General features: G+C 68.3%; 23 protein-coding genes. 8 read left to right on the top strand and 15 right to left on the bottom strand.

Annotated features, from left to right (window positions below; genetic code table 11):
* Nucleotides 1-482 precede the first annotated feature (482 nt).
* Nucleotides 483-1688 carry a glycosyl hydrolase family 8 gene (locus ACZ63D_RS09475; RefSeq protein ID WP_465353841.1) on the top strand — a complete coding sequence of 402 codons (1206 nt, stop codon included), beginning with the start codon at nucleotides 483-485 and terminating at the stop codon, nucleotides 1686-1688.
* A gap of 23 nt (nucleotides 1689-1711) precedes the next feature.
* Here ACZ63D_RS09475 and ACZ63D_RS09470 read toward each other — a convergent pair whose 3' ends face one another.
* The 7 genes from ACZ63D_RS09470 to ACZ63D_RS09440 all read right to left on the bottom strand — a co-directional run bounded on the left by ACZ63D_RS09470 (nucleotide 1712) and on the right by ACZ63D_RS09440 (nucleotide 6569).
* Nucleotides 1712-2248 carry a M15 family metallopeptidase gene (locus ACZ63D_RS09470; RefSeq protein ID WP_465353840.1) on the bottom strand — a complete coding sequence of 179 codons (537 nt, stop codon included), beginning with the start codon at nucleotides 2246-2248 and terminating at the stop codon, nucleotides 1712-1714.
* 82 nt (nucleotides 2249-2330) lie between these two features.
* A complete protein-coding gene (locus ACZ63D_RS09465) occupies nucleotides 2331-3128 on the bottom strand; it encodes a family 1 encapsulin nanocompartment shell protein (RefSeq protein ID WP_465353839.1) in 798 nt (265 codons plus the stop codon).
* Nucleotides 3125-4156, bottom strand: a complete 1032-nt coding sequence (locus tag ACZ63D_RS09460) for a Dyp-type peroxidase (protein WP_465353838.1) — start codon at nucleotides 4154-4156, stop codon at nucleotides 3125-3127. Before ACZ63D_RS09460 ends, ACZ63D_RS09465 begins: the two co-directional genes overlap by 4 nt.
* Nucleotides 4157-4291: 135 nt before the next feature.
* On the bottom strand, nucleotides 4292-5029 hold the full coding sequence (locus ACZ63D_RS09455; RefSeq protein ID WP_465353837.1) for an SDR family oxidoreductase: 738 nt from the start codon (nucleotides 5027-5029) through the stop codon (nucleotides 4292-4294).
* Between the two features lie 9 nt (nucleotides 5030-5038).
* Complete coding sequence (locus tag ACZ63D_RS09450) at nucleotides 5039-5404, bottom strand: DUF1707 SHOCT-like domain-containing protein (protein ID WP_465353836.1); 366 nt, start codon at nucleotides 5402-5404, stop codon at nucleotides 5039-5041.
* On the bottom strand, nucleotides 5401-5970 hold the full coding sequence (locus ACZ63D_RS09445; RefSeq protein ID WP_465353835.1) for a phosphatase PAP2 family protein: 570 nt from the start codon (nucleotides 5968-5970) through the stop codon (nucleotides 5401-5403). The genes ACZ63D_RS09450 and ACZ63D_RS09445 overlap by 4 nt, the downstream gene beginning before the upstream one ends.
* Entirely contained in the window at nucleotides 5967-6569 is a 603-nt protein-coding gene (locus ACZ63D_RS09440; RefSeq protein WP_465353834.1) for a DedA family protein, read from the bottom strand. Before ACZ63D_RS09440 ends, ACZ63D_RS09445 begins: the two co-directional genes overlap by 4 nt.
* Nucleotides 6570-6659: 90 nt before the next feature.
* Here ACZ63D_RS09440 and ACZ63D_RS09435 point away from each other — a divergent pair, with 90 nt between their 5' ends.
* From ACZ63D_RS09435 to ACZ63D_RS09425, 3 genes are all read left to right on the top strand, one after another.
* Complete coding sequence (locus tag ACZ63D_RS09435) at nucleotides 6660-7037, top strand: BlaI/MecI/CopY family transcriptional regulator (protein WP_465353833.1); 378 nt, start codon at nucleotides 6660-6662, stop codon at nucleotides 7035-7037.
* A 2-nt stretch (nucleotides 7038-7039) separates the two neighbouring features.
* Complete coding sequence (locus ACZ63D_RS09430; protein ID WP_465353832.1) at nucleotides 7040-7999, top strand: M56 family metallopeptidase; 960 nt, start codon at nucleotides 7040-7042, stop codon at nucleotides 7997-7999.
* A gap of 157 nt (nucleotides 8000-8156) precedes the next feature.
* Nucleotides 8157-9629, top strand: a complete 1473-nt coding sequence (locus ACZ63D_RS09425; RefSeq protein ID WP_465353831.1) for an LCP family protein — start codon at nucleotides 8157-8159, stop codon at nucleotides 9627-9629.
* Between the two features lie 300 nt (nucleotides 9630-9929).
* Here the strand turns inward: ACZ63D_RS09425 and ACZ63D_RS09420 are convergent, their stop codons facing one another.
* From ACZ63D_RS09420 to ACZ63D_RS09410, 3 genes are all read right to left on the bottom strand, one after another.
* Complete coding sequence (locus ACZ63D_RS09420) at nucleotides 9930-11102, bottom strand: thioester domain-containing protein (protein WP_465353830.1); 1173 nt, start codon at nucleotides 11100-11102, stop codon at nucleotides 9930-9932.
* 950 nt (nucleotides 11103-12052) lie between these two features.
* Nucleotides 12053-12946 carry a 2-hydroxyacid dehydrogenase gene (locus ACZ63D_RS09415; RefSeq protein WP_465353829.1) on the bottom strand — a complete coding sequence of 298 codons (894 nt, stop codon included), beginning with the start codon at nucleotides 12944-12946 and terminating at the stop codon, nucleotides 12053-12055.
* Nucleotides 12943-14220: an MFS transporter gene (locus ACZ63D_RS09410; RefSeq protein WP_465353828.1), complete on the bottom strand. Its 1278-nt coding sequence runs from the start codon at nucleotides 14218-14220 to the stop codon at nucleotides 12943-12945. Before ACZ63D_RS09410 ends, ACZ63D_RS09415 begins: the two co-directional genes overlap by 4 nt.
* Before the next feature lie 120 nt (nucleotides 14221-14340).
* On the opposite strand from ACZ63D_RS09410, the gene ACZ63D_RS09405 reads away from it, so the two are divergent.
* Nucleotides 14341-15081 carry an IclR family transcriptional regulator gene (locus ACZ63D_RS09405; protein ID WP_465353827.1) on the top strand — a complete coding sequence of 247 codons (741 nt, stop codon included), beginning with the start codon at nucleotides 14341-14343 and terminating at the stop codon, nucleotides 15079-15081.
* Nucleotides 15082-15086: 5 nt separating this feature from the next.
* On the opposite strand, the gene ACZ63D_RS09400 is transcribed toward ACZ63D_RS09405, so the two are convergent.
* From ACZ63D_RS09400 to ACZ63D_RS09385, 4 genes are all read right to left on the bottom strand, one after another.
* On the bottom strand, nucleotides 15087-15965 hold the full coding sequence (locus ACZ63D_RS09400; protein ID WP_465353826.1) for a S1 family peptidase: 879 nt from the start codon (nucleotides 15963-15965) through the stop codon (nucleotides 15087-15089).
* Nucleotides 15966-16279: 314 nt separating this feature from the next.
* The gene (locus ACZ63D_RS09395) at nucleotides 16280-17851 is read right to left on the bottom strand and encodes an amidase (RefSeq protein WP_465353825.1); all 1572 of its coding nucleotides are present in this window, start codon (nucleotides 17849-17851) and stop codon (nucleotides 16280-16282) included.
* A gap of 12 nt (nucleotides 17852-17863) precedes the next feature.
* Nucleotides 17864-20428, bottom strand: coding sequence for an FtsX-like permease family protein (locus ACZ63D_RS09390; protein ID WP_465354734.1), 2565 nt, complete (start codon nucleotides 20426-20428; stop codon nucleotides 17864-17866).
* A gap of 5 nt (nucleotides 20429-20433) precedes the next feature.
* Nucleotides 20434-21174: an ABC transporter ATP-binding protein gene (locus ACZ63D_RS09385; RefSeq protein ID WP_465353824.1), complete on the bottom strand. Its 741-nt coding sequence runs from the start codon at nucleotides 21172-21174 to the stop codon at nucleotides 20434-20436.
* Between the two features lie 149 nt (nucleotides 21175-21323).
* On the opposite strand from ACZ63D_RS09385, the gene ACZ63D_RS09380 reads away from it, so the two are divergent.
* The 3 genes from ACZ63D_RS09380 (at nucleotide 21324) to ACZ63D_RS09370 (ending at nucleotide 23424) form a co-directional block, all read left to right on the top strand.
* Nucleotides 21324-22523, top strand: coding sequence for a sensor histidine kinase (locus ACZ63D_RS09380; protein ID WP_465353823.1), 1200 nt, complete (start codon nucleotides 21324-21326; stop codon nucleotides 22521-22523).
* The gene (locus ACZ63D_RS09375) at nucleotides 22511-23152 is read left to right on the top strand and encodes a response regulator (RefSeq protein WP_465353822.1); all 642 of its coding nucleotides are present in this window, start codon (nucleotides 22511-22513) and stop codon (nucleotides 23150-23152) included. Before ACZ63D_RS09380 ends, ACZ63D_RS09375 begins: the two co-directional genes overlap by 13 nt.
* 71 nt (nucleotides 23153-23223) lie before the next feature.
* The gene (locus tag ACZ63D_RS09370; protein WP_465353821.1) at nucleotides 23224-23424 is read left to right on the top strand and encodes a hypothetical protein; all 201 of its coding nucleotides are present in this window, start codon (nucleotides 23224-23226) and stop codon (nucleotides 23422-23424) included.
* A 43-nt stretch (nucleotides 23425-23467) separates the two neighbouring features.
* Here ACZ63D_RS09370 and ACZ63D_RS09365 read toward each other — a convergent pair whose 3' ends face one another.
* Complete coding sequence (locus ACZ63D_RS09365; RefSeq protein ID WP_465353820.1) at nucleotides 23468-26776, bottom strand: serine hydrolase; 3309 nt, start codon at nucleotides 26774-26776, stop codon at nucleotides 23468-23470.
* Nucleotides 26777-26784: the final 8 nt, after the last annotated feature.

Here is a 26784-nt window from a genome sequence, read left to right as displayed (position 1 = left end):
CACGAGAAGCCGGGGGGGTGGGAGGGCGGGGGGGGGGGGCGCGAGGCGGACACCCCCCCCCCACCCCCCCCCCCGAACCGCAGGGAAGGCTTCGTATCGGGGTGCAGGGCGGGGGCTGGGTGCCTGGGTTTCTTGGGGGTGGGGTGGTGGCGGTTTCGCGGGGGTGCGCGGGGGTTGGGTGGTTGGTGGCGGTGGGTTCGCGGCGGGGGTGAGCCCCAATGTGGGGTTCGGTGCGTGAGCGCGCTTAATGCGACGCTGGGGGCGCGGGGTCGGCGGCGGCGCGAGGCGGGGCGGGTAGCGGGGTTGGTCGTGAGGGGAACCCTGAGGGAATCAGAGTTCGTGAAGGTGGCCCTCACGGACGGCTACGGAACCGGTTCACCTGAGGGGTTTCGAGCCGGACATCTTGACACCAAACACCCGGTGCATCAGGCTTTTCCTACGCCGCCTAGTTAGGAAAGTTTACTAACAAGGAGACCTCTCACATGCCCGCTTCCCGGAAGGTGGCGTTGTTCGCCGCCGTTTCCGTTTCGTTTACCGCTGCGGTGGCTGGCGCTGGGCCTGCTGCCGCGGCTTCCGTGGCGCATCCGTTTCCGGCGCACGTTACTTACCAGACTGGGGTTCGGCCGTCGGTTAGTCAGGCTGAGCAGGACGCCGCGGTCAAGAAGCAGTACGACTCCTGGAAGAAGACTTACCTCCGCCAGGCTTGCGGCGGGTACCTCGTCTGGGCGACCGACGACGCGCCCAACAAGGGCACGGTTTCCGAGGCGCAGGGTTACGGGATGAACATCGTCCCGTTGATGGCCGGGTACGACGAGCAGGCCAAGACGATTTTCGACGGGATGTGGAAGTTCGTTCAGGACCACCGGGACAGCAAGGGGCTCTTCCAGTGGAAGATCGACGGCAAGACCTGCAAGTACGCCGACGACGGCACGCCTGACTCGGCCACCGACGGCGACCTCGACGTGGGTTACGGGCTGATTCTCGCCGACAAGCAGTGGGGCGGCTACAGCGCCGCGGCGAAGGATTGGCTGGCCAAGATCTACCAGTATGACGTCGCGTCCGATGGGCATCTCAAGATCGCCGACGACGCTGGCAACGACGACACCCGGCCGTCCGACTTCATGCTCGATCACCTGCGTGCGTTCGCGAAGTACGATACCGCGCACGACTGGAACAAGGTCGTCACTCGGACCGAGCAGGTGATCACCCAGTTCACCGCCAAGTATTCGCCGAACGCGAATCTGCTGTCCGACTTCGTGGTGGGGGCGAACACCAACAGCCCGAAGCCGGCGCCCGCGGATCATCTGGAGAACCAGCCGGACAACATCGTCGGGTACAACTCCGTTCGCGTGCCTTGGCATATGGGCACCGATGCTCTGCTGTACGGCGGCAAGGTCGCGACTGAGGTCGCCAAGAAGGAATCGGCCAGCTACAAGAGCCACTCCGGCGGCAACCCGGCCAAGATCTATCCGCACACCAAGCTGGACGGAACGCCGACCAAGACCAGCGATCAGTCCGAGGTCGCGGCGAATCCGGTGGGGGTCGCGGCGATGGTCGCGGGCGACCAGGCGTGGACCGATTCACTGTGGAAGTACATGGCCGGGAACCCGTACGACGACACGTACTACGGCGAGACCATCAAGTTGCTCGTCTACCTGGTGATGTCGGGTAACTACTGGGCACCGTGACCTCGAGCCTGCCCGCGCGGGCGCTAACCAGCGGCGTCCGTGCGGGCAGGTGGGCACGTCCCGCCTGGGGTGGTCAGCAGTTCGAAGTGCCACATCTCGTTCGCGTATACCTGGCACAGTCCATATTTCGCGCCGTGCTGGATCAGCCAGTCGGCGGCTCGGGTGGGCGCGACGTCGACTGCTTTGCCGGAGACGTGCGTTGATTTTTCCGGCGTGTTTACAAATTTTCGTGCTTCTTCCAGGCTGCCGTACTTTTCGATGCCGCCGTCTAGCAGCTTCTGCTGGTACTCCTTCGTCCGCCAGCCTGAGGCGATGCGAATGTCCACTTTGCGCTGACGGGCGTCGGTTGCCGCTTCCTGCAAGGCTTTTCGCAACGCCGGGTCGAGATTTCCGACCGCGGGGTAGTTCGTGTCGAACGGCGTGAGCGTGACGCCTTCCGGGGCACCGCCCTGAGCCGGGTCGTGGTCTGGGTCGCCGTCGACGGTTGGCAGGCCGGAGCACGCGGCGAGGGTCAGCGCGGGAAGCACCAGCAGCGCGGCTTTGCTCTTGTTCTGCAGCACGCCGCAACTATCGCGAGCGGGTATCCCCGGAAGGTTCGGCGAATGTCCGCGCTGCGTAACAAGACCGCATGATCAGGTAACGTCAGGCGGTCAGCCCGATCCCCGCTTCGGCGGTGTTGACCAGGAACGTCAGCGTCTCGTAGAAGTACAGCTCCACAGTGGACGCGTCGTGGCTGGAGTACCCAATGGACAGATCCTGTCCGAAGTGGAGTTCATAGTCGCCGCCGCGAGTGGACAGCACGCAGGCGCCGCTGATCGCGGGCGTGCGGATGAGTTCGCCGTCCACGATCTGCTTGAGGTGTTCCAGCACCGGATAACCGTGGTTCGCCGCTTCGTACGCGGCGGTGAACTCGTCGTCGCTGAGCAGGACGGTGTACGGGCCAGCGACCCCGGCGTCGCGCAGTTCGGCGATGGCGTCGCCGATTGCCTTCGGGTAGCCAGGGGCCTCCGGCGGCAGTGCGATCGGCGACAGCGACGAAGCCGGACGGATGCCGGTGATGCCGGCCTCGGCGAAACCGTCGAGCACGATCCGGTCTTCGGCGTATGCGATCTGCTGGGCGGCGTCCTTCACCGGCTGCCAGTCGGCGTCTTTCGCGCCCCACTCGACCGAATCGATTTCCTCGCGCGACACCGTGAACGGCACCCGCAGCTCCACGATCCGCTGTGCCGTGCGCAGGCTCGTCGCGACGCCGTCGAACTTGCCGCCGACCCGCTCGCGGCGTCCGGTGCCGACCGCGGCGAGCGTCGGGTCTCCGGTGACGACGACGTCGACCACCCGGCGCGCCGCGGCGAACTCGGCGAACGTGCGCTTCGCCTCTTCCTCCAGGTCCGCCCACGCGGCGGCGGAGATCGGGGCGAGTTCGCGGTGCAGGTTGTTCATGACCGAGTGCTCCTTCGCAGGCTTCCGATGCCCAGCGACGTCCCGGCGGGCGTCGCGGCAGCCGGGGGTTCCGGCTCGGGCGGGGCGTCCGGCGGATCTTCCAGGAAGTCCGCTGTCGGCGCGTAGAACAGCGCGCCGGTGTGGGGCGTGGAGAAATCGAGAATCCGGTCGTAGGTGCCCGGCGGCGACCCGACGAACATGTTCTCGAGCATTTTCTCGATCACCGCGGGAGATTTGGTGTAGCCGATGAAATAAGTGCCGAACTCGTCGTGCCCCGGACGGCCGAAGGGCATGTTGTCGCGCAGGATGTCGAGTTCGTTGCCCTCGTCGTCGGTGATCACGTTGAGCGCGATGTGCGAGTCGGCGGGCTTTTCCTCGTCCGAAAGCTCCACATCGGACAGTTTGCGCCGTCCGATCACCAGCTCCTGCTGTTCGGTGGTGAGCGCGTTCCACGCCCGCATGTCGTGCAGGTACTTCTGCACCACCACGTAACTGCCGCGATTGAACGGCTCGTCGTCGTCCACCAGCACCGCCTGGTTGACGCCGTTGCCGGTCGGATTCTCCGTGCCGTCGACGAAACCGAGCACGTCGCGCGCGTCGAAGTACCGGAAGCCCTGGACCTCGTCGAGCACCGTCACCGAACCGCGGAGCCGGTCCATGATCAGGGTTTCCAGCTCGAAACACAGGTCGAGCCGGTCGGCGCGGAGGTGGAACAGCAGGTCGGCCCCGGGGGTGACGACGCTCGTGTGCTTGTCCCCGGCGAACACCGGCAGCTCGTGCAGTTCCGCGGGCCGGGGGCCGCCGTAGATCCGGTCCCACGCCGCCGACGAGATCCCAGCGATGCAGGTGAGCCCGGCGCCGGTGTCGCGGAAGCCGACCGCGCGCTGCAGCCCGGCCAGGTCGGTGAGGAGGTCTTTCGCGGTCTGCTCGCCGCCAGCGTCCACTTGGACCAGCAGGAAGATCGCCGCTCTGGTCAACGGCGTGGAAACGGCCTGCGGCTCAGGCGGTTCCAGGTCCCCCGCTCGCACGCTCGCGCACCCCTTTTCGCCCGATGACCGTCCGAGCGCATCCTAACCACGGCCGGGCGAGCACACCCGGCCTCACCACTCTGGAGGGGTAACCGGGTGGCCTCGCACAAGCGGTCTTGTCCGGCTCTACAAGACTCAGAACTGGCCGCCGCCCGCGTGCACGGTCTGGCCGGTGACCCAGCGGGCCTGGTCCGACGCCAGGAAACCCACGATGTCCGCGATGTCGCCGGGTTCGGCGATCCGGCCGAGCGGGGTCTGGCTCGCGCTGTACTCGACCACGCCCGGCGGTCCGTCGGCGAGGAGCGCGTCAGTGCGGACCGCGCCCGGAAGCACGCTGTTCACCGTCACGCCGCGCGGGCCGAGCTCCTTCGCCAGCACGCGCACGAGCTGGTCCCCGGCGGCCTTCGCGGCACCGTAGATCCCGGTGCCCGGCCGGGCTGTCTGGACCACCCCGCTCGACACCACGACGATCCGGCCGCCGTCGCGCACCCGGCGGGCCGCCTCGCGCAAGGACACGAAGGTCGGCCGGAGGTTGGTGGTGAAGATCAGGTCGAAGATCTCGTCGGAGGCCTCGGCGAGCGGCGCGAACCGGGCGATCCCCACGTTGGCGACGACCACGTCGAGACCGCCGAATTCCTGCTCCGTACGGTCGAAAAGGCCACGCAGCTCAGCGTCGTCGGTGACGTCCGCGCGCAGCGCGACCGCCTGCCCGCCGTCCGCGCGGATCTTGGCGACGACAGCCTCGGCCGAGTCCCGGTCGGAGCGGTAGTTGACCGCGACGGAGAAGCCGTCCGCCCCTAGACGCTCCGCGATCGCCCTTCCGATCCCGCGAGAGCTTCCGGTGACCAAGGCGACGCCCGTTTCCCTCTGCACGCCAGCATTCTAGTGATGCCCGAAATGGTGTCCATCGTCGGCGAAGCCGTGCGCGGCAAGAAAAACCATCATCGCCACCGCGATCATCAGCAGCGCACCGGCCATCAGCTTCCGCCTCGGCGACGCGGCACCGAACTCCGTGACCAGCTGGTATCCGGCCAGCAGAAGTAACGGCTGCCACCGGGGCTGCGTCGAGGGTGACGGCAGATCCGCGACCACTGCGTCCAGTTCGTGCCGGTACTGCGCGGCGTAGACGGTCGTGACCCGTTCTTCCACTTCGGCCAGGCTCAGCCGCCCTTCGCCCGCCGCGCTGTTCAGGACTTTCGTCGTTTGCTCGCGTTCGGCGTCGGAGCAGCGGACAGGTCGGTCGGTCATGCTTTCCTCCCGGATACGACTGGAATCAGCCGAACCGCCACCTTGGCGAGCGGTTCGCGAACCACGAGCCCGAGCGCCCCGATCCCGGCTCCGACTACGAACCCCGCGAGCACGTCGTGCGGATAGTGCGCCCCGACGTACACCCGCGAAATCCCCATCAGCACCGCGAAAACGAGCGCCCAGCTCCCCCATTTACGGTTGATCAGCAGCACCGCCACCGCGAACGCCGCGACGATGACGGTGTGGTTGCTGGGAAACGCGTAGTCGGTCGGCGGATCGCACGGCAGCAGGGTGTGCACGCCGGAAACCACGCGACACGGCCGGACCTCGGCGAATACCGACTTCAACACCGTGTCCACGGCAAACGCCACCGCGATCGCGATCGGCACCCACGCCGCGGCCGCGAGTGCCTCCGGTCCACGGGTGCGGGCCCGCCAGAGCAGCGCGAGGATCACCGGTGCGACCAGGAAAACTCCGTATTCGCTGAACGTCGTCACGATTCCGGCCAGCCAGTGCTGGGACCACGCGAAATCCGTGACGTCGCGGTACAGCCCGGCGTCGATCATCGGACCGCGCTCCGGCGTGCGCGGACGATTTCGACCAGCAGCGGGCTCAGCGAGAGCAGCACCACCACGGCGATGATCGGCAACAGGTAGGTGTCGATGTTGGGCACTGACGCACCGAGCGCGTACCCGGCGAGCGTCACCCCGACTGTCCACAACAGACCGCCGAGCACCTGCCACAACGCGAACTTCGCCGCGGGCATCCCGGCGATGCCGACGAGCGGGTTCAGCACGGTCCGGACCACCGGGATGAACCGCGCGAGCACGACCGCTTTGCCGAGCCCGTACCGGGTGAGCAGCGCCGATCCGCGCGCGACGCCCTCGTGCAGGTGCTTGCTGCGCACCCGGACGAGCAGCGCACCACCGCCGCGCCGGCCGAGGAAGTATCCGGCCTGCGCGCCGAGCAGCGCCCCGGCCGCCGCGGCGACGACGACGGCCGCGAGGGGCAGGTGCAGCTTCGACGAGGCCGCCAGCACCCCCGCGGTGAACAACAGCGAATCGCCGGGCAGGAAGAAGCCCACGAGAAGCCCGGTTTCGGCGAACATCACCGCGAAGACGCCGAGCGGGCCGAACGCGGCCAGCAGCCACTTCGGGTCGAGCATGCCCACCTCCCACTACTACACAACTGTCGAAATTCTACATGAACGTAGTAGCGAGCCGAGCTGCTTCGACAAACCAGTAGAATCGGGGTCATGCGCAACGGACGGGGCGCGGGCGCCCGGCGGGCTCCCGGCGAGCTGGAAGCCGAGGTGCTCGCGGTGCTGTGGGAGGCCGACGAGCCGATGTCGGCCGCCGGCGTGCAGGAGCGGATCGGGGGCGGGCTGGCCTACACCACCGTCGTCACGATTCTGTCCCGGCTGTTCGAGAAGGGCGTGGCGACCCGCGAGAAGCAGGGCCGCTCGTTCACCTACCGCGCCGCCGACGACGAACCCGGGCTCGCTGCCCGCCGGATGAGCAAGGTGCTCGACGCCGAAGCCGACCGTTCCAGCGTGCTGGCGAAATTCGTGTCGAATCTGTCCGAATCGGACGAAGCCGTGCTGCGCGACCTGCTGCGCCAGAACGGCGGCTGACCGTGAACGCCGACCTGCTCGCCCCGCTGCTGCTGCCACTGGCCTCCTGGCCGGTAGCGCGCTGGGTCGCACCCCGGCTGTCGCCGCGGCTGGGCAGCTGGCTGCTCGCCGGTTCCGCGCTAGTGCTCGCGATCGGCAGCACGGCGACCCTCGCGGTGCTCGCAGCCGCAGGTCTGGCGCAGCTGCCGCTTGTCGGCGAACTGGGCGATTTCTCCGCCGTCGCGTTCCGCGGAGCCGACTCGGTGCACCTGCCGCTGGCGATCGTCAGCGGGATCGCGCTCATCGCTGCCGGGGCGGCGTTGACTCGAGCGGCGATCCAGTACGTGCGCTGGCACCGGAAAGTGCACGCCGAGCTGGACACGCACACCCGGGAGGCTGGCGTAGTCATGCTGCCCGGCGAGGAACCGATCGCGTTCGCGTTGGCCGGAGGCGGCGGCCGGATCGCAGTGTCCAGCGGGATGCTCTCCGCGCTGGAGCCACGGGAACGGCGCGCACTGCTCGCGCACGAACGCGCTCATCTGCGACTGCGACACCACCTCTTCGCCGCGACCGTGACGATCTCGACCACGGTCAACCCGATGTTGCGCCCACTCGGCTCGGCAGCCCGGTTCGCACTGGAACGCTGGGCAGACGAAGCCGCCGCGGCGCATCTCGGCGACCGGAAACTAGTGGCCACCGCGGTCGCCAAGGCGGCGCTGGCCAGTCGATCCCAGCCGTCGCTAGCACTCGCCGTGACCGGCGGACCGGTCCCGCAACGCGTGCGAGCGCTGCTTTCTACCCCGTTGCCGGGCTCGCGACGAAAGCCACTGGCGACGGTGGCCGTGGCGGTCGCACTCGGGGTCTGCGCCTGGTCAGCGGCCTGCACCCTCGACGCGGCGACCGATCTGCACTCCGGCATCGAGACCGCTCAGCACGCCGCCTGCGTGCAATTGGCGTCCCACCGGGATTGCACCGAACGCTAACCAGCACACTCGGCGCCAGGCCGCCTACGGAGATACACCCTCCGTCCGACATCCGGGCGCCCTTCCCGCAAATTGGGGTAAGCGGTAGCCCGTCCAGGTGAGCCGCCCGCTACCGTGGGTCTTTCGACCACCGGACGTGGCAGGAAGAGGAACCCCGATGCGTCGTCGCAAGACTTCCAGTGCGCTCCGCGTCGCCCAGGTGCTCCTGGCCGTAGTTTCGCTGCTGGTCCTCGGCGGCACCGCCTTCGCCTGGTCGAAGCTGAACCAGATCACCGACGGCCTGACCAGGTCCGATGTGATCGGCTCCGGCTCGAACTCGCCGATGGACGAGCAGAACATCCTGATGGTCGGCCTGGACACCCGGACCGACGCGGAGGGCAATCCGCTCCCCGAGGACGTGCTCGACCAGCTGCACGCGGGCGGCGCGGAAGACGGCGGCGACACGACCGACACGATGATCGTCGTGCACATCCCGGCCGGAGGCGGAAACGCCACGGCCATCTCGATCCCGCGCGACTCTTATGTCCAGCTCGCCGGAAAGTTCGGAAAACACAAGATCAACTCGGCTTACACCTACGGGCAAACCGCGCGGAAGAACGAACTGAAGGCCCAAGGCGAGTCCGGAACGAAACTGGAAACGGACTCAGCCCAAGCCGGAGCGAAGACGGCGATCGAGACCGTGCAACAACTGACCGGCCTGAAGATCACCCACTACGCGGCAGTGAACCTGGCCGGGTTCTACTACGTGAGCCAGGCCGTCGGCGGAGTCCCGGTGTGCCTCAAGGCCCCAGTGCGGGACAGCTACTCGGGAGCCAATTTCCAGGCCGGACCGCAGAACGTCGCCGGGGCGCAAGCGTTGCAGTTCGTCCGGCAGCGGCACGGCCTGCCCAACGGCGACCTGGACCGCATCAAGCGCCAGCAGGTCTTCATGGCCAGCATGGCCAAGACCATCCTCTCCGCCGGGACGCTCACCGATCCAGGCAAGCTGGACGCACTGATCGGCGCGGTCAAGAAGGCTGTTGTCGTTGACACCAACTGGGATCTGCTGGCGTTCGCCCAGCAGTTGCACGGCATGAGCGCGGGAAGCATCAACTTCGTCACCGTGCCGGTTGTCAGCATTACGTTGAAGACCCCCAATGACGGTGACGCCGTACAGGTGGACCCCAAACAGATCCAGCAGTTTGTCCGCGAGCAGACCGGAACCACCGGGACACCGTCTTCCTCCACCGCCCCGCCATCTTCTTCGACGAGCGGGGACCCAGCACTGGCTTCCTACGTGGTCGACGTACGCAACTCGTCCGGAGTGGACGGTCTGGCCAACCGAGTGGCAGACAAGCTAGCTGCTGCCGGATATCAACGAGGCTCGATAAGCAACAGCACCACCCGGCGAACTTCCACCGTGTACTACGGACGAGGACAACGAACCCAAGCCGAGGCAATTGCGGAAAAGCTGGGCGGAGTAGCAGTAGCTTCAGACAATTCCCTGGAAAAAGACCATTTCCGAGTCTACCTGGGACAAAAGTACTCAGACGATTCCGGCGTACACCCAGCCTCCGCCCCCGCAGTCATGGAACCCCCAGCCGGAAGCCCCCCAGAAATCACCGCAGACGGCGTCACCTGCGTGAACTGACCTTCCCAACACCCCCCTTCACCACCCACCCAACCCGCACCCGCGCACCCAAACGCCACCAGCGCACCCACACCACCCCCGCACCCCGATACGAAGCCACAATGCGGTCTGAGGGGGCTTGTCAAGGCATCTTTCCCGCCTTGACAAGCCCCCTCAGACCGTCATCACAATCAAGCTTCGGGGTGCCCCCACCACACCCGCCCCGCGATGTGCGAAGCACGAGCCGTCCCTCCCCCAGAAACAACAAAAGCGGGCCGGTCCCACCAGGAACCGACCCGCCCTTAAAAACCAACTACAAACTCAAGCATTGCTCCGACGCCGCCGAACCACCAGCAACATCGCACCACCAGCAACAACCAACGCCGCACCAACCCCAATCGGCAACGCGGCATTCACACCAGTGTTAGCCAGCGGAGTCTGACCCGAGTTGTTGCCACCCGCAGCAGGCGCGGTCGTCGCCGGAGCAGTGGTAACCGCCCCCGCCTCAGTCCAGCTACCGGTAGCAGCAGCCTGCACGGTGCTCTTCTGCGACTGCGCCACGATCAACGACTGCGCCGGCTTGTCCGCGTAGTTCTTGGCCACGAACAACCGGCCAGTGTTCACGTCACCCGCGGCCTTGACCGCGAGCTCCGCCGTACCAGGCTTGGCGTCCTTGGGAACGTCCAGGAACAGCTTCGTGCCGTTCTTGATCGCCGACGACTTGATCTCTTCGCCGTTCTCGCCCACGAGCTTGACGCCCTCGGGGAGCTTGCTCGTGAAGTCGGTGACGCTGCCGGTCGTCGCGATGGTGAACGGGCCGATCTTCGTGCCCGCTTCGCCGGTCGCCTTGGCCGGGGTGATGCTCAGCGCCGGCTTCGTCTCCTCGACGCCGGTGTTGGCGTCGCCGGTGAGGTAGTTGTACAGCGCGACGACGTCGGCCGCCTCGTCCTCGGAACCGTTGGCGAGCGGGTTCTGGGTGTCGAGGTCCTTCGCGTCGCTGTAGTGCCACACCGCGGCCTGGGTCGCGGTCAGGGCTTCCTTCGTGGACAGACCGTCGTGGAGCTTGGCGCCCTTTTCGGTCAGCGTCTTCTCGAGCGACGCCACGTCCTCGGACGGGTAGCTGTGGTGCAGCACCCAGTTGATGTTCTTGTTGTTCTTGCGGAACGGCGACTTCGCGTCGGGGTAGTCGTTCCAGGCGTGCTCGAGCATCGGCTCCTCGTACCGGGCGCCGACCTCGATCTGCACGCAGTACATCTTCGAGAGGGCGCCGTCGGACAGCTTGAAGCTGAACAGCGTCGTCTGAACCGTGCCCTTGCCGGCGATGTTGACGTCGAAGCCCGACGACCCGCCGTGCACCAGCTCACCCGAGGCCGCGCCGCTGCGCGCCGAGGGGGCGTTGTCGTCCGCGAGGGCGACCGGCGCGGCGATCATGAGCGCCGCCGCCGCGGACGCCGCCGCGGCCCCTCCCCGGACCAGAATTGACCTGCCGAGCATGCTTTCTCCCATCCAGTCCCGAAACCACGAACGACGGACCGCGTGAGACCACATCTCCCCGACCACGACGGCCACCAATTCGGGTGAACAATCCACCCAGTCAAGCGATGGCGAAGCATACACAGGGCTCACATACACACTTTGAGTGGTCCCCCGATTGCGCGTTCATACCACTACTCGGAGTCATTCCTCCTCTTGCGTTGCTCAGGGTAGGTACGCGAAGAGCTGCGGAAACCCGGTGGAACGGCGCGGGAGAAAGGGCACGCAACGTTGATCACGCGATCTTCGGACGGTGTGCTGGCCGCGTTCGGCCGCGCCGGTGCGCCGGTTCGGCTGGAAGGCGGGGAAAGGCGGGACTTGGCGCGTCGGGGGCGTCGTGCGGAAACCGGTGAGTTCACTCCGGAAACGCGGTGACGGCGCTCGCGGAGGTGGCGGAATCGGGGTTCCGGATCGCACGGCCGCTCCGGACTCGCGACAGGGATGGGATCGCCGGGGCGGGGAGATCCGACGGGCAGAATTCATCCGGCGGTCATTCAGGCAGCCGGGGCGCGCGCCAGGACGGGTCTCTCGGCTGGGAGGCCAGTCGACTCGTTCCCGGACGCACGGACACCTCCCGGCCCGACGACGCCGTCCGGGCCGGGATCGCGTTCCCGCCAAGCCGTCGCCCGCCTGCCGCGTCCGGCGTTCCTCGAACTCCGGACCGATCCCCAGGGCTGTCTGAGATCGGGTTGCCTGGGAGGCATTGCCGCCCGGCCTCTCGGCGACCGCTCGTGTCCTGCTCGATCCGTTGCTCGCCGCGCGCCGTCTGGTTGAACTGGCCGCGGTGGCCGTCGTCCGACGCGTTGAGCTGGCACGACACGGATCCCGGCCCGCTCGACCGCTGGGCTCGCCTGCCGGAAGCTGGACGCCGCACCAGTGCGCCGCCTACTGGCCCGCGATCGCGGCCGTGCTCAGTTGACCAGGTTTTCCAGCGGCTCGCCCTTCGCGTAGTGCGCGAGCTGGCGTTCGGCCAGCCGCTTCGCGCGCGGGTAGAACGAGTCCGAACCGCCGGCGATGTGCGGGGTGATGATCGCTCCGTCGAGCGTCCACAGTGGATGGTCGGCGGGCAGCGGTTCCGGGTCCACGACGTCGAGCGCCGCACGAAGACGGCCCGCGGAGACCTCGGCGGTGAGCGCGTCGGTGTCCACTGCGGTGCCGCGGCCGACGTTCACGACCAGGGCCGTGTCCGGAAGCAGGGCGAGTTCCGAGGCACCGATGAGGCCGCGGGTCTGCGGGGTGTCGGGCAGGACCAGGACCACGATGTCCGCGGCAGGCAGGAGATCCGGCAGTTCGGCGATGCCGTGCACGCCGGTGCGCGCGGTGCGGGCGACCCGGACCACCTCGGCCTCGCCAGCCTCCAGATACCGCTCGATGGCGCGGCCGATCGAGCCGTAGCCGACCAGCAGAACGCGGCAGTCGGCGAGCGAACGCGTGTGCACCCGGTCCCACGAGCCGGTGCGCTGCTGGGCGAACCAGCGCGGGAAATACCGTTGCGCGGCAAGGATCAGCGCGAGCGCGTGTTCGGCGACGCTGAGGTCGTGCAGGCCCCGGCCGTTCGCCAGCCGCACCCCGGACGGGACGAGCGGCAGCAGATTGTCGTAACCGGCGGAAAGCGTCTGGACCGCACGCAGGGACGGCAGCCGCGGGATGAGTTTCGCCGCCGCCGGTCCCTGGTCGTAGGGCAGGACGTAGAACTCGACGTCGTCGAGGCCGTCCGGCGGGGTGCCGCGGCCGTCCCACACGACCGCGTTCAGTTCGGCCGGAACGGAAATGTCGGACCAGGGCAGGAGTACACGCGCGGTCATGCTCGCCTTTCCTTCGTCTTCACCGGAACCGCGAGCACCAGCACCGCGGCTGCGGCCATTGTCCCCGCCAGCATCAAGAACGCGGCAGCCGTACTGCCGGTGACGGATTCGAGCCAGCCGACCAGGTAGGTCCCGAGGAACCCGCCAAGCGCGCCCGCGGCGTTCACCACGGCTACCGCCACCGCGGCGGTCCGCTGCGGCAGGAGTTCAGAAATCATCGCGAAGAACGGGCCGTACGGCGCGTACAAGGCCACCGCGGCGATCGCCAGCAGCACGAACGCCCACCAAAACTGCTGCTTGCCCAAGAGGTACGAGCCGTAGAACGCGACCGCGCCGATGAGCAGCCACGGCCACACGAACCGCCGCCGCACCCCGGACCGGTCCGAGCCGCGCGAGTTGAGCAGCATCGCCACCACGGCGAACGCGTACGGGATCGCCGACAGCAAACCGGTCGCGCCGATCCCGGCCGACGAACCCGCCTTCACGATCGACGGCAGCCAGAACACGAAGCCGTAGACCCCGATGCTCCACAACAGATATTGCGCCGCCAGCAGCAGAACCGCTTTGGACCGCAACACTTCCCGCACCGGACGCTCGGCCGGTTCCGGCAGCTGCGCCTGTTCCGCGGCGATCGCGCGTTCGACCGCGGCGCGACCGGCCGGGTCGAGCCACGGCGTGTCGGCGGGCCGGTCGCGAACCTGCGCGCGGAACACGAAAGCCCAGATCAGCGCCGGGATTCCCTCGATGATGAACATGCCGCGCCAGGACGTCGCCTCGATCAAATACCCGGACGCCGCTGACAGCCACATCACCGTGACCGGGTTGCCGAGGATCAGGAAAGCGTTGGCCCGGCCGCGTTCTGCCTTCGTGAACCACCGCGCGAGCAGCACGACAAGCGCGGGCAGCACCGCCGCTTCCACCGCGCCGAGCAGGAACCGGACCACGATCAGCACCGGCACCGAACTGAGCAGGCCTTGCGCAGTCGCCAGAACGCCCCAGGCGAGCACCGACCAGAAGATCAGGCTGCGCACGCTGCGGCGATCGGCGTAGAGCACGCCGGGGACCTGCAGCAGGAAGTAGCCGAGGAAAAACGACGCGGCGATCAGGCCGGACGTCGTGCTCGTGAGGTTCAGTTCCTCGGCCATGCCGCCCGCGGTCGCGATCGAGAAGTTCGACCGGTCGAGATAGGCGAGGCTGTAGGTGACGAAAACGATCGGGATCAGCCGCAGCCAGCGCTGCCTCCCGAGCGTGCCCGCCTGCTCGACGGTGTTCATCCGGTACTCCCGTCGCCGCTGACTCAAGCCCTTGACGCGCTTTCCGTCATATGGAAAGCTATTCCGCAATGCGGTGAGAGGCAGTGTGCGTCGCCGCGCGCGGGACGTCAAGGGGGTCCGATGGCGGACATGGTCGGCAAGGCTTTGCGGGTGCTGTCCCTGCTCGGCGGTTACCCCGAGGGCGTGCCGCTGTCCGAGCTGGCGCGCGCCGCGGGGTATCCGGTCAGCACGACGCATCGGCTGCTCAGTTCCTTGCAGAGCGAGGGATTCGCGCGCAACGACCCGGTGTCGAAGCGGTATTCGCTGGGGCTGCGGCTGTTCGAGCTGGGCCAGTCGGTGTCACAGGCGCGCGGCTTCGCCGGTGTCGCGCTGCCGGTGATGCAGAAGCTGTCCGCGGAGACCGGGGAGCCGACACTGCTGGCCGTGCTGGACGGGCACAACCAGGTGTACGTCCACTCGGTGCAGGGGTCTCAACGGCTGCAGATCCGCGGCGAACCGGGCGCGCGCGGGCCGTTGCATTGCACGTCGATGGGCAAATGCTTGGTCGCCTTCGCGCCGAACCGGGCTGAGCTGGTCGCTTCGCTTGAGCTGCCAGCGTTGGGGCCGCGCACGATCACCGAACGAGAGGCGTTCGCGGCGGAGATCGCGGCGGTGCGCGAACGTGGTTTCGCGATCGCCGATGAAGAGCACGAAGAAGGCATCCGCGCGGTCGGCGTTCCGATCAGGACACCGGACGGGACGGCGATCGCCGCGTTGTCCACCGCGGCACCGGCTTATCGGCTGACGGTCGCACAGTTAGAGGCGTTCGTGCCTGCTTTGCGCGCTGCGGCAGGGGAATTGGCGGCCGTGCTGCCCCGGTGAGGCGATTACGCGCCGATCTGTTCCCGGATCCACGAGACGAGCTGGTCCACGCGCGCCGCGGTTTCGAGGCCGGGCTGCGGGCAGTCCGGGCCGAAGTTCTCGACCGCGATCAGCGTGTTCTTGCCCTTCACCGGGACGAAGAACGGCGAACCCGAATCGTCCGGGCACGGGCTGTTCTCGACGGTCCGCTTCTTCAGCGGTTCCAGGGTGATCTCGTTCTTGCGCACCTCGTCGACCTGGAAATCACCGCGTTTGATGTGGTCGGTCTGCACGATGACCTTCGAGGACAGCGAACCCCAGCCGACGAAGGTCGTGTGCTGGCCCGGATCCGGCGGACCGTCCGGCAGCACGAGCGGTTCGATGTCGGTGACCGGCTCGGACAGTTTGGCCACCGCGAGGTCGTTCACCGCGGACTGGCGCGCGTCCACGATTTTCAGCACGTGCCCGCGCGGGTCGGAGTCGGTGAGCTTCCCGATCGCGGCGGTCATCGTGTAGTCGGGTTTGCCGCTGACGCGCGTGCCGTCGAGGTCGTGGAAGCAGTGCCCGGCGGTGATGATCCACTGTGGGGCGATCAGCGAACCGCTGCAGCCGCCGGTGCGGACGCCACCGCCCTTTTCCGGAATGTCCTTTGAGGACAGCTTGACGCTGAACGGGGTCGGGTGGTCCGGGAGTGCGGGCGGCGGCGAGGCTGGTCCCTTGGCTCCGGTGCCGCCCGTGCCGCCTGGGCCGCCGCTGACCGTGCCGCTGGCGTTGCCCGCGTTGCCGCCGGCCCCGCGCGCGACGGCGAGATTCGAGACCGGCTTGGCGGTCTCGGCCTCAGCGGTCCGGTGCAGGCCGACGTAGGCCCCGGCGAGCCCGGCCCCCAGCACCGTGGCCGCTGCCACGGCACCCAGCCGAAGGGTCGCCCGCTGAGCGGAACGTGACTTTGCGTGCACCACGGGTCCAAGATAGCGAAGTTGTTAACCCGAATGAGTGAGTGTGCCCGATTAATCCGGCGACCAGGGTAGAAACTGACGCGGCCGATACGCCGGGTCCAGGCTTGATCACGGAATGCTAACGGCGTCCGGGTGTTTTCCCTGGACGCTGGTCCATTCGGACGCAAGGCCCGGATTGTGGGAGTTGCTCCCGTTCAGTGGGACACCTGCCGAGAACGGGGCTCCCCGGCCGGTCCGTGGACTCAGCCGGGGAGCCGACGAGGCTAGGCAGCGGGCAGGTAGCGAGGCGCCTGCCGTGCGTGCGAGGCCTGTTCGTATGCGTAAGCGAAGCCGAGCAATCGCGCATCCTGGTATTTCGTGCCGAGGAACGAGATCCCGACCGGCAGCGGTCCGGCGAATCCGGCTGGCACCGTGATGTTCGGGTACCCGGCGACGGAGGCGTTGCGGGTGCTGCTCACGAACCTCGGGTCGCCGGGCCGGTCCAGCGGCGAGGCGGGCAAGCCGCTCAGGGTGACGATGGCGTCGAGGCTTTTCGCGGCCAGCACGTCGTCGATCGATCGTTGCGCGAGACCGGTCGCGGCGGCCCGATGGCGGCGGTACGCCTGGTCGCTCAGGTTGCCGTCGGCCTGGTTCGCTTGGAGGAGCAGGCTTTGGTCGAACAACGGCATCTCGACGTCGCGGTGCTGCTCGTTGTAGGCGATCAGCTCGGACAGGTTCCGCGGGTGGTTGCCGGGGGTCGCGGCGAGGTAGGCGTTCAGGTCGTGCTTGAACTCGGTCAGCAACGCGGGGAGGAGATCCGGTTTGACCGACCACGAGATGTCCTCGACGTCCGCCCCGTCGACCACGGTCGCGCCCAGCGAACGCAGAGTGTGCACTGTGGACTCGAAGACGCGATCGGCCCGCGGGTCGATGCCGGTGTGCCCCTCGCGCCAGACACCGATGCGCTTGCCGCGCAGGGCGTCGCGATCCAGCCGGATCTCTTGAGGACTCACTGCGGCGGCGGCGACCGAAGCGGGATCAGCCGGGTCCGCACCAGCGAGCACGGAGAGAGTGAGCGCGGCGTCGGTGACAGTGCGCGCGATCGGGCCGGGAGTGTCGTGCTGTGCGGTAATGGGGATGACGCCGCCGCGGCTCACTACCCCGAGACTGGTCTTCACGCCGACGGTTGAGGTCGAGGCCGCCGGGCAGATGATCGAACCGTCGGTCTCGGTGCCGATGGCGACCGTCGCGAGACCAGCCGCCGCGGCGGCTGCCGAGCCGCTCGACGAACCGCATGGGCTGCGATCCAGCGCGTAGGGGTTGCGGGTCTGGCCCGCGATCCCGCTCCAGCCGGGGATCTGCGCGCCCGAGCGGAAGTTCGACCATTCCGACAGGTTCGCCTTGCCGAGCACGACCGCGCCGGCGGAGCGCAAACGCTGGACCAGGAACGCGTCCTTGGCCGGGCGCGAGCCGCGCATCGCGGTCGATCCGGCGGTGGTGGTCTGCCGATCGGCGGTGTCGATGTTTTCCTTAAGCAGCACCGGAATGCCTTCCAAGACACTGCGGGAGGCGTGTTCCCGGCGGCGGGTATCGCTCTCCTTCGCCGCCGCGAGCGCGTCCGGGTTGGTCTGCACGACGGCGTGCAGCCGAGGGTTCAGCTCTTCGATCCGGCGCAGGTAGCCGCGCGTCAGCTGTTCCGACGTCAACGTTCCGCGGTCCATGGCGCGCTGTAAATCAGGAATCGTGGACTGATCGAGGGAACGGTTCGGCGAGGCGTCCGCCGCGGCGGGCAGGAGCAGGCCCGCCGCGGTGAGCACCGCCACCGAAAGCCGTTTCGGCAAGGTGGTCTTACGCATTCGTTTTCTTTCCTATTCGCGGAGGCCGATGGCGTCAATGGGCTTGGCGCGCAAGGTGACCCGAGTGGACAGTCCGAGCGAGACCAGGCTGAGCAGGAACGCTCCGGCGATGATTCCGCCGAATACCGCAGGCGTTCCGGACGGCAGCGGCGTGCCGCGCAGAGCGAGATTGAGCAGTATCAACGGGATCGCCGCTACGACCGTGCCGAGCAGTGCGGCGACACCGGCGGTCGTCAGTGCTTCCAGCCGCATCATCCGGACGACTTGGCCTCGCGTGGTGCCGATCAACCGCAGCAAAGCGAATTCCCGGGAGCGCTGCGCGGTGGTCATCACCAATGTGTTGGCCACCGAGATCACCACGTAGCCGAGGATCACGCCGACCGCGACGAGGTTCAGGTAGAACTGCTGCTGCCCGGAAGCGCTTTCCACCGCGGAAACCGAAGAGCTGGGCGTGACGGTGAGTCCCGGGTAACGAACGCTGAGGTCGCGCAGGGCGGCGGTCACCGCTGCGGGGTCCGCGTGCGGATCTTGGCGCACCAGAACCGAATTGTCCATCCGGTCCCCGGTGTGCGCGCGGGCGAGGTCGGCGGGCAGCACGTACTCGCCGAACGCCTGGTTGTGCGTGTAGACCGCGACCAGTTTCACCTTCGCGGGGCGTCCGTCGGCGAACCAGAAATCGACCTCGTCGCCGATTTTCTTGTCGTACCAATCGGCTTCGCCCTTGCTCATCGCGACGGTGTCGCCGCGCAGGTCGGCCAGGTTGCCGGAAACCACGCCGAGGTCGAGCACGCCGCGGATCTGGTCGCCGGTCAAGCCCTGCGCCGGGTATTTCATGACGCGCAGCCGCTTTTCCTCCGGAACCGTGGTGACGACGTCGGTGCGGATGACCGAGGTGGCCGCCGCGACGCCGGGGATTGCCCGGGCCGCCGCGGCGACTTCCGGGGACAGCGCGCCGGTGGTGCTCGTCAGGACGTGGTCCGCGGTGGTCGACCGGACCGCCTGTTCCTGTTTGGCGGCGGCGGAGGACGTCTGGCTGTAGAACATCGAGATCGCGAACGCCACCGCCAGCATCACCGGGGTCACCGCCGAAGCCAGCCGCCGGGCGTTGGCCTGGTTGTTCGCCGCGGCCAGGTAGCCGCTGATCCGCGAGAGGCCGGAGTACACCGGCCCGATGATCCGGGTCATGAAGGCGACGACCTTCGGCCCGAGCACGGAAAGCCCGATCACGACCACCAGCGCGGACATCGACGAGGCCGCGAGCGCGCCGTCGCCGGTCACGTACAGCGGGACGGTCGAGCCGCCGAAGCCGAGCACCACCAGCAGCCAGCCGATGAGAAGACGGGTCCGGCCGAGTTCGCGGCGTTCGACGGCCGCCTCGCCGAGGGCTTCGATCGGGCGGATCGAGGCCGGACGGCGGGCTGCCGACCACGCGGCCAAGCGGGCCGCGCCCAGGCCGAGCAGAAATGCGACGACGAGCGGGAGCGGGCCGATCGCGAGGTCGAAGTCCGGCGGGATCACGCCGATCCCGGCGAAAGCGTTGCGCAATCCGTAGCCGACGGCCACCCCCAGGCCCGCGCCGAGCACTCCGGCGAGGCTCGCGACCAGCATGGTTTCGGCGCTGATCAGCTTGCGGATCTGCTTCGGCGTGGCGGCGATCGCCCGCAGCAGCGCGAACTCCCGCCGTCGCTGGTTGATCACCAGCGCCAGCGTGCTGGACACGACGAACACCGCGACCAGGATCGCGAATCCGCCGAACGAACCCGCGAGGGCGAACAGCAGCAGCCGGGTTTGGCTCACGTCAAGGAATTCGACCGTGCTGCGCGCCATCCCGGTAGTCACGGTGACCGGTTCGCCCTTGACCGCCGCGCTGATGCGGTCTTCCAGCTCGCCCGTCGGCACGCCAGGAGCGGCGAGCACCCCGACCGCGTGGACCTGTCCGGGTTTCCCGGAAAGATCAGCGGCGCGCGCGGCGGAGAAGAACAAGGCCGACTGCCGGGACAACCCGTTGCCGGGCGCGGCGATGCCGGTGACGCGGAACTCCATCGGCGTGGAACGGGTCGAGATCCGCACCGTGCTGCCCACTGAAACACCGCTGCGAGCCGCCAGTTCCGCGTCCAGAACCACTTCGTTCGACGCTTCGGGAGCGTGGCCTTCGCGCAGGGAGAACGGAGCCAGTACGGCGGACTCCCAGTTGTGTCCGCGCGACTGCGTTCCGTTCGGGCCGGTGAGCACCTTGCCGTCGGACGTCACGGCGTTCGCCGGGAAGTCCTGCTCCGGCACGGCCTGGCGCACGCCGGGCACGGCCGCGATCCGGCTGAGCACTGTCTCGGGCACCGTGGTTTGTTCAGTGACCTGCTCGGACTCGCCGAAATCCGCGCCCGGCGGTTTGGTGGTCTGCGGCCCGCCGACCACCACCGCGGCTTCGGCGTAACGCTGGGTCGGGACTCCGGCGCGCAGGCCGGACTCCATGAGGATGCCGCAGCCCGCGACGAGCGCGGTGCCGCAGAGGATCGCGATGAACGCGCCGACGAACCCGCTCAGCCGGGCCTTCGTCGTCTGCCAAGCCAACGACCACATGGCGGTCACCACTCCCCGAGGTGGGTCATCCGCTCCGCGACCCGCTCGGGGGTCGGCTGCGGGAGGTGGCCGGCGAACTTGCCGTCGGCGAGGAACAGCACTCCGTGCGCGGCGGACGCGGCGACCGGATCATGGGTGACCATCAACACGGTCTGGCCCATCTGGTCGACCACGGTGCGCAACAGGTCGAGCACCTGGCGCGCGGTGCGGGTGTCGAGCGCGCCGGTCGGTTCGTCGGCGAGCACGACCTCGGGCCGGGTGATCAGCGCGCGGGCGATCGCGACCCGCTGCTGCTGTCCGCCGGACAGCTCCGCCGGGCGGTGCTCCAGCCGCTTCGCGATGCCGACGCCGTCCACGATCTCGCGCAGCCAGCGGGCGTCCGGTTTCTTGCCGGCCAGCCGCATCGGCAGGGTGATGTTCTGCAGCACATTCAGCGACGGCAGCAGGTTGTAAGCCTGGAAAATGAACCCGATCCGGGTCCGGCGCAATTCGGTGAGCGCCCGTTCCCGGAGCCCGCCGAGTTCGGTTTCGCCGAGCAGCACCTTTCCCGAACTCGGCCGGTCGAGCCCGGCGGCGCAGTGCAGGAAGGTGCTCTTGCCCGAGCCGGACGGCCCCATGACCGCGGTGAACGAGCCCCGCTGGATCCCGACCGACACCCCGTCCAGCGCGGTGACCGCGCCGTCGCCGGAGCCGTAGATCTTGCGCACCGCTTCCAGCCTCAGGGCGTGTGTACCGCCTGTGTTCATGTTCGTGTCGCTCCTCGGACCAGCAGATTTTCTGTCGGTATCGAAGCTATGGCCGCGGGAGGGTGAAAACGATCCCGAGCGCGGGAGTCTTGGGGGTAGCGCAGGCACCACCACGCCCGGTGAGGACGTCCTAATGGGACACTGTGCGGGTGAAAAGCTGGCTGCGCTCGTGGTGGTCCGGACTCCGCTACTTGCTGGTCGGAGCCGCGACCTCGTTCCTCGCCATGCTGCTTTTCTTCGCGATGGCCCTCGTGCTCGCCACCTGTTTGATCGGCGTCGGGATCCCGGCGCTCCCGGTGGCGCTGAAACTGCTCCGCTACCCGCTGCGTTTTGAACGGCGTCGCGCCGGCCGGAGGCTCGGCGAGCCGATCGCGGAGCCTTACGCCAACGTTTCGCCGATCCGCGACCCGGCGAGCCTGCGGGACCTCGTCTGGCTGACCTTGCACGCGGTGGTCGGCTTCATCGTCGGGGTGCTCGCGTTCAGCCTGCCGCTCGGCGGGCTGCGCCAGATCCTCACCGGCGTGTTCTGGTGGCTGGTGCCCGGCGGGATCCAGAGTTCGCTGGAGTTCGTGGTGAACTCGTGGCCGCTGGCCGCGCTCTGCGTGTTCAGCGGGATGGTCATGATCGCGCTCACGTTCTGGGCTTCTCCCCTGGCCAGCTGGCAAGCCCGGGTAGCGCGGGCGCTGCTCGGCCCGCGTCCCGGCACCGCGCTGACCGACCGGGTCGTCGAGCTGACCGCGACCCGCGCCGCCGCGCTGGAGGCGCACGGAGCCGAACTCCGCAGGCTCGAACGCGATCTGCACGACGGGACGCAGGCGCGGCTGTCCGCGGTGGTGCTGCAGCTCGGGATCGCCGACCAGCTTTTCGAGGGAAATCCGGCCAAGGCGAGGGAATTGCTCGGCAAGGCACAGGACGCAGCGACCGAAGCGCTCGCCGAATTGCGCACGGTCGTGCGGAGCATCCACCCGCCGTTGCTGACCGACCGCGGGCTCGACGGCGCGATCACCGCCCTCGCCGACCGATGCGCGGTTCCGTGCACTGTGGACGTTCGCAGTACCGCGCGCCGGCCAGCCGCGGTCGAGGCGGCGGTGTACTTCATCGTCGCCGAAACGCTGGCGAACGTGACCAAGCACTCCGGCGCGGACCACGCGTCGATTACGCTCGAGGGCACCATCGACACTCTGCGGATCCGCATCCGCGACGACGGCCGAGGCGGCGCGGACGAATCCCAGGGCAGCGGCCTGGCCGGGATCCGGAAACGCGCCGAGGCCTTCGACGGGACGGTGACGCTCACGAGCCCGCCCGGTGGACCGACTGTTCTGGAAGTGGAGTTGCCATGCGGGTCGTGATCGTCGAGGACGACGCCCTGCTGCGAGAAGGTTTGGTGCTGCTGCTGGACACCTCGGGCATCGAGGTCGCCGCGGCTTTCGACAACACCGACGAGTTCCTCGCGTTCGTCCGCGAGAACCGCCCGGACGCGGTGATCACCGACGTCCGCCTCCCTCCGACGCACACCGACGAGGGACTGCGCGCGGCCGTGCAGGCGCGGCAGCTGCACCCCGGGCTGCCGGTGCTGGTGCTGTCCGCGCACGTGGAAACCGGCTACGCGGCCGAGCTGCTCGCGGACGGCAAGGGCGCGGTCGGCTACCTGCTCAAGGAACGCGTCGGCAAGGTCGCGAAGTTCCTCGATTCGCTGCACCGCGTGGTGGAGGGCGGCACGGCGATGGACCCCGAGGTGGTGACCCAGCTGCTGGCCCATCGCCGCGACCCGCTCGATGCCCTGACCGCGCGCGAACGCGAGGTGCTCGGGCTGATGGCCGAGGGGTACAACAACGCCACGATCGCGGAACTGCTGGTGGTCAGCGACGGGACGGTGCTCAAGCACATCCGCAACATCTTCGCGAAACTGGGGCTGCCGGAGGACAACGGGCATCGGCGAGTACTGGCGGTATTGGCCTATCTGAACGGGAAGAGGTAGCGCAGGCGCTACCCCGAAGTTGGGGGTCTACGGCCTGTTTGCCCCCTCCGCCGATCCATAGTGTTCCCGGCATGGAGACTTCCCGAAGCCGCACCGCTGGCGGCCCTGTTGTGACAACCCTGCTGTGGCTGGTCTTTCTCGCCGGCGCCGCGGCCAATTCGATCGGCCAGTTCGCCGGGCTGGAGTCCACTTACCGGTATATCGGCGGCGGAGTAGCGGCGGCATGCCTGGTGGTGTTGCTCGTGCGGTTCCTGGCGCGCCGCAAGGATTGACCCGGCGGAGGGGCTGGGCGGCGCATGCCCAGCCCCTCGAACCTCAGGACACCTTGGGCGTCGCCCGTGCGCCGAAGTGCAGGTACGGCTCCCCTGTCGGCAAGGTGTAGAACAGCACCGGCGTCCAGAACTGGCCGCCCGGCATCCGGAGCACGAACAGCGTGTCCGAAACCGCCTCCAGGTCGAATTCCTGCGTCTTCTCCGGCATCAGTTCCGCCAGCGGGCCGGTGACGGAGTACGCCAGGTGCAACCCGCCCTCGCGCTCCGTCACCTCGATGTGCGCGCCAGCCCGTTCGTAAACCCCGACGTGGCGGCTAGCGTCCACAGTGACCGGAGTGGCCGGGGGTTCGAGCGGGCGCGGCATGGCGACATCGGCGAGTTCGGCGAAGATTTCCCGGTACAGCTCGGTGTACAGGTCCCGCGCGTGACCGCCGTTCGTCAGCAGCGTGACCGCGAGACCCGCGTCCGGCAGCAACCGCAGGAATGCCGACTGGCCGATCGTGTTGCCGTCGTGGCCGATGACGCGGCGGCCGCCCCATTCGTCGCGGATCCAGCCGAGGCCCCACGAATCGCCGAGAGTGTGCTTGTCCGGGACGTCAGCCTGCTTTTCCGCCATCGCCGCCGCCGATTCCGCCGACAGGATCCGCGTGCCGTCCTCGGTCAGGCCGCCGGTCAGGTGCAGGCGGGCGAAGGCGAGAACGTCCTTCGTACGCGAGGTGATCAAGCCGGCCGGTCCAGCAGAGCGGGGCAGCTGCCAGACCGGGGCCGGAGCCGGGTCCTGGTCGTCCGGCGAGACGTGTCCGACGGCGGCGCGGAAGAGCAGCGCTTCCTCGGGCAGCGTAACGGTGTGCGTGAGACCGAGCGGGGTGTACAGCTTGTCCCGCATCGCGGCGTCCCAGGTTTTCCCGGTGAGCTTCTCGATGACGCGGCCCATGAGGACGAAACCCGAGTTGCAGTAGGAGAAAGTCGCGCCGAGCGGATGGTTCTGCGCAGCTTCGTCCAGCTGGTCGACAAACTTTTCGATGCAATCGTCACCGCGGCCGGTATCGGTGAAGATGTCTCCGTCGATGCCGCTGGTGTGCGTCAGCAGATGCCGCATGGTGACGCGCTTGGCCACCTCCGGATCGGACAGCCGCAGTTCGGGCAGCACGTCGATGATCGGCGCGTCGAGGTCGAGCAGGCCTTCATCGACGAGCTGCATCACCACCGTCGACGTCCACACCTTGGAAATCGAGCCGATCTGGAACAGCGAATCCTCGGTGACCTCGACGCCGGTGTTCTTGTTCAGCACCCCGTGGGTCGCGAACACCTCCTCGCCGGTGTCGACGCGCAGGATTCCCAGCGACGCACCGGGAACGTCGTGCTTGCGGGCCAGTTCCGCCAGGCGTCGGCTCCAGTGTGCGGCCTCGATCGGCACCCGCGAACCGGCGTACTGCTCGACCCAGTCGACCACGCGCCGGTTGTAGTCGACGCGGTGCGAGGGCGGACCGTCCAAAATGAACAGATGTGCACCGCCCGGGTACAGCACCAGCCGGGACGGCACATCGCGCTCGCGCAGCGCGGTGAACCACTGCTCGGCCTGACCGATTGGGCACCGGACGTCTTCCCCGCCTTGCAGGATCAACGTCGGGGTGCGGACGTTCTCGACCTGGGCGTGCGGCGACGATTTCTCGTACTTGCCCCACGAGAGTCCGGCGAATTCGTTGACCGCCATGAAATGCCCGCCGTCGGACGTACCGGCCAGGCTGGTCAGGTCGCTGACCACACCGCCGGCGACGGCGGCGGCGAAGCGGTCGTCGCGGCTCGTCAGGTAGCAGGTCATGTAGCCGCCGTAGCTGTAGCCGGTGACGGCGAGCCGGTCCGGGTCGGCGAGACCTTCGGCGACGAGCTGGTCGATCGGTTCGAGGAAGTCCGGCGCGTCCGCGTGGCCCCACGCGCCGATCGCCGCGGTGTAGAACTCCTCGCCGTAGCCGTCGCTGGCGCGCGGGTTGATCAGCAGCACTGCCCAGCCGCGCGCGGCAAGGGTCTGGTGGTAAAGGTGAATCGAGTCCGCGGCACCGTTCCAGGCGTTGTGTGGACCGCCATGGATGTCGACCAGCAACGGTTGCGCACCCGTGCGCTCGGTGTCGCGGATGAGCCAGCCCTGCACCACGGTGCCGTCGCTGATGGTGAATTCGCGCGATTCACGGGTGAACAATTCCACTTCGGACACTGCGTCGGCGTGCTTGGTCCGCACGTCCACCGACCCCGTGGCGCGGTCAAGGACGGCTACCTCGCCGAAGGAATCGTCGGTAGCCAACACAATCGCCGCTTTGTCTCCGATCAGGTCCATTCCGGACACCACGTTGCCGTCGCCGGTCAGCACCGCGCGCGGTTCGCCACCGGCAATGTCCACTTCGTACAGATGCGTGCAGCCGCGGTCGCGGATCGCGAACAGCACGACATCGCCCGCCGCGGTCAGCTGCGGCAGAGCGCCCGGGTAACCGGGGCCGCCGGGCATCACGTTGCGGTCGAGGCTGGCGGCCAGGTTGACCGTCTCGCCGCCGTCCAGCGGTACGCGCAGCAGACCGAGGTGGCCGGTGGCGGTGTCGGTGCGGCCGACCACCAGCAGCGCCTTGCCGTCGGCGGTCCAGTCGACGGTGCCCGCCATGCCTTCGTCGGTGCCGACCAGGCGCGGTTCGGCGTTCCGCTCGGTGACGTCGAGGATGTACGCGGCCGACCGGAGGGTGAGGTCGGCGTCGTTGTCCAGTGCCGCGGCGAACGCCACGTGCTTGCCGTCGGGCGACCAGGCGGGCTGGCCCGCGTGCCAGTCACCGGAAGTGCGCTGTTCGACTTCGCCGGTGGCGACGTCGAGGACGTGCACGTGGCTGCGCAGCGTTTTCAGCAGGCCGGAGCCGTCGGACTTGTAGTCCAGCCGCTCGGCGACGATCGGCGTATTCGCCGGCGGTGCTTCGACGATCGCGGCGAGGTCGACCGCCGCGGAGAAGGCGATCTTGCTGCCGTCCGGGCTCCACACCGGTGCGCCCGCGCCGAGCGGAAGCTTGGTGAGCTGCTCGGCCTCGCCGCCGTCCGCTGGGAGGACCCAGATTTGCGGCGGCCCGTCCTGCGCGCGCAGGAACGCGAGCCGGGAGCCGTCCGGAGCCCATTTCGGTGCCGCGTCGGTGTTTCCGCGGGTGAGCTGGCGGGGCTCACCCGAGGCGGTGCCCACGGTCCACAGCGCGTCGACGTTCCGGTCCTCTTCCCGGTCCGCGGTCCGCAGCACGTAGACGATCCGGCTGCCGTCCGGCGAAAGCGCGGGCTGGCTGGGCGCGGCGAGGTCGTACAGGTCATCGATGCCGAGACGGCGGGTCATGCGCTGGC

The organism is Amycolatopsis sp. NPDC104775 (assembly GCF_055583325.1).
The sequence above is the reverse complement of the archived record's forward strand: the minus strand, read 5'-3'. Positions and strand labels throughout refer to the sequence as shown.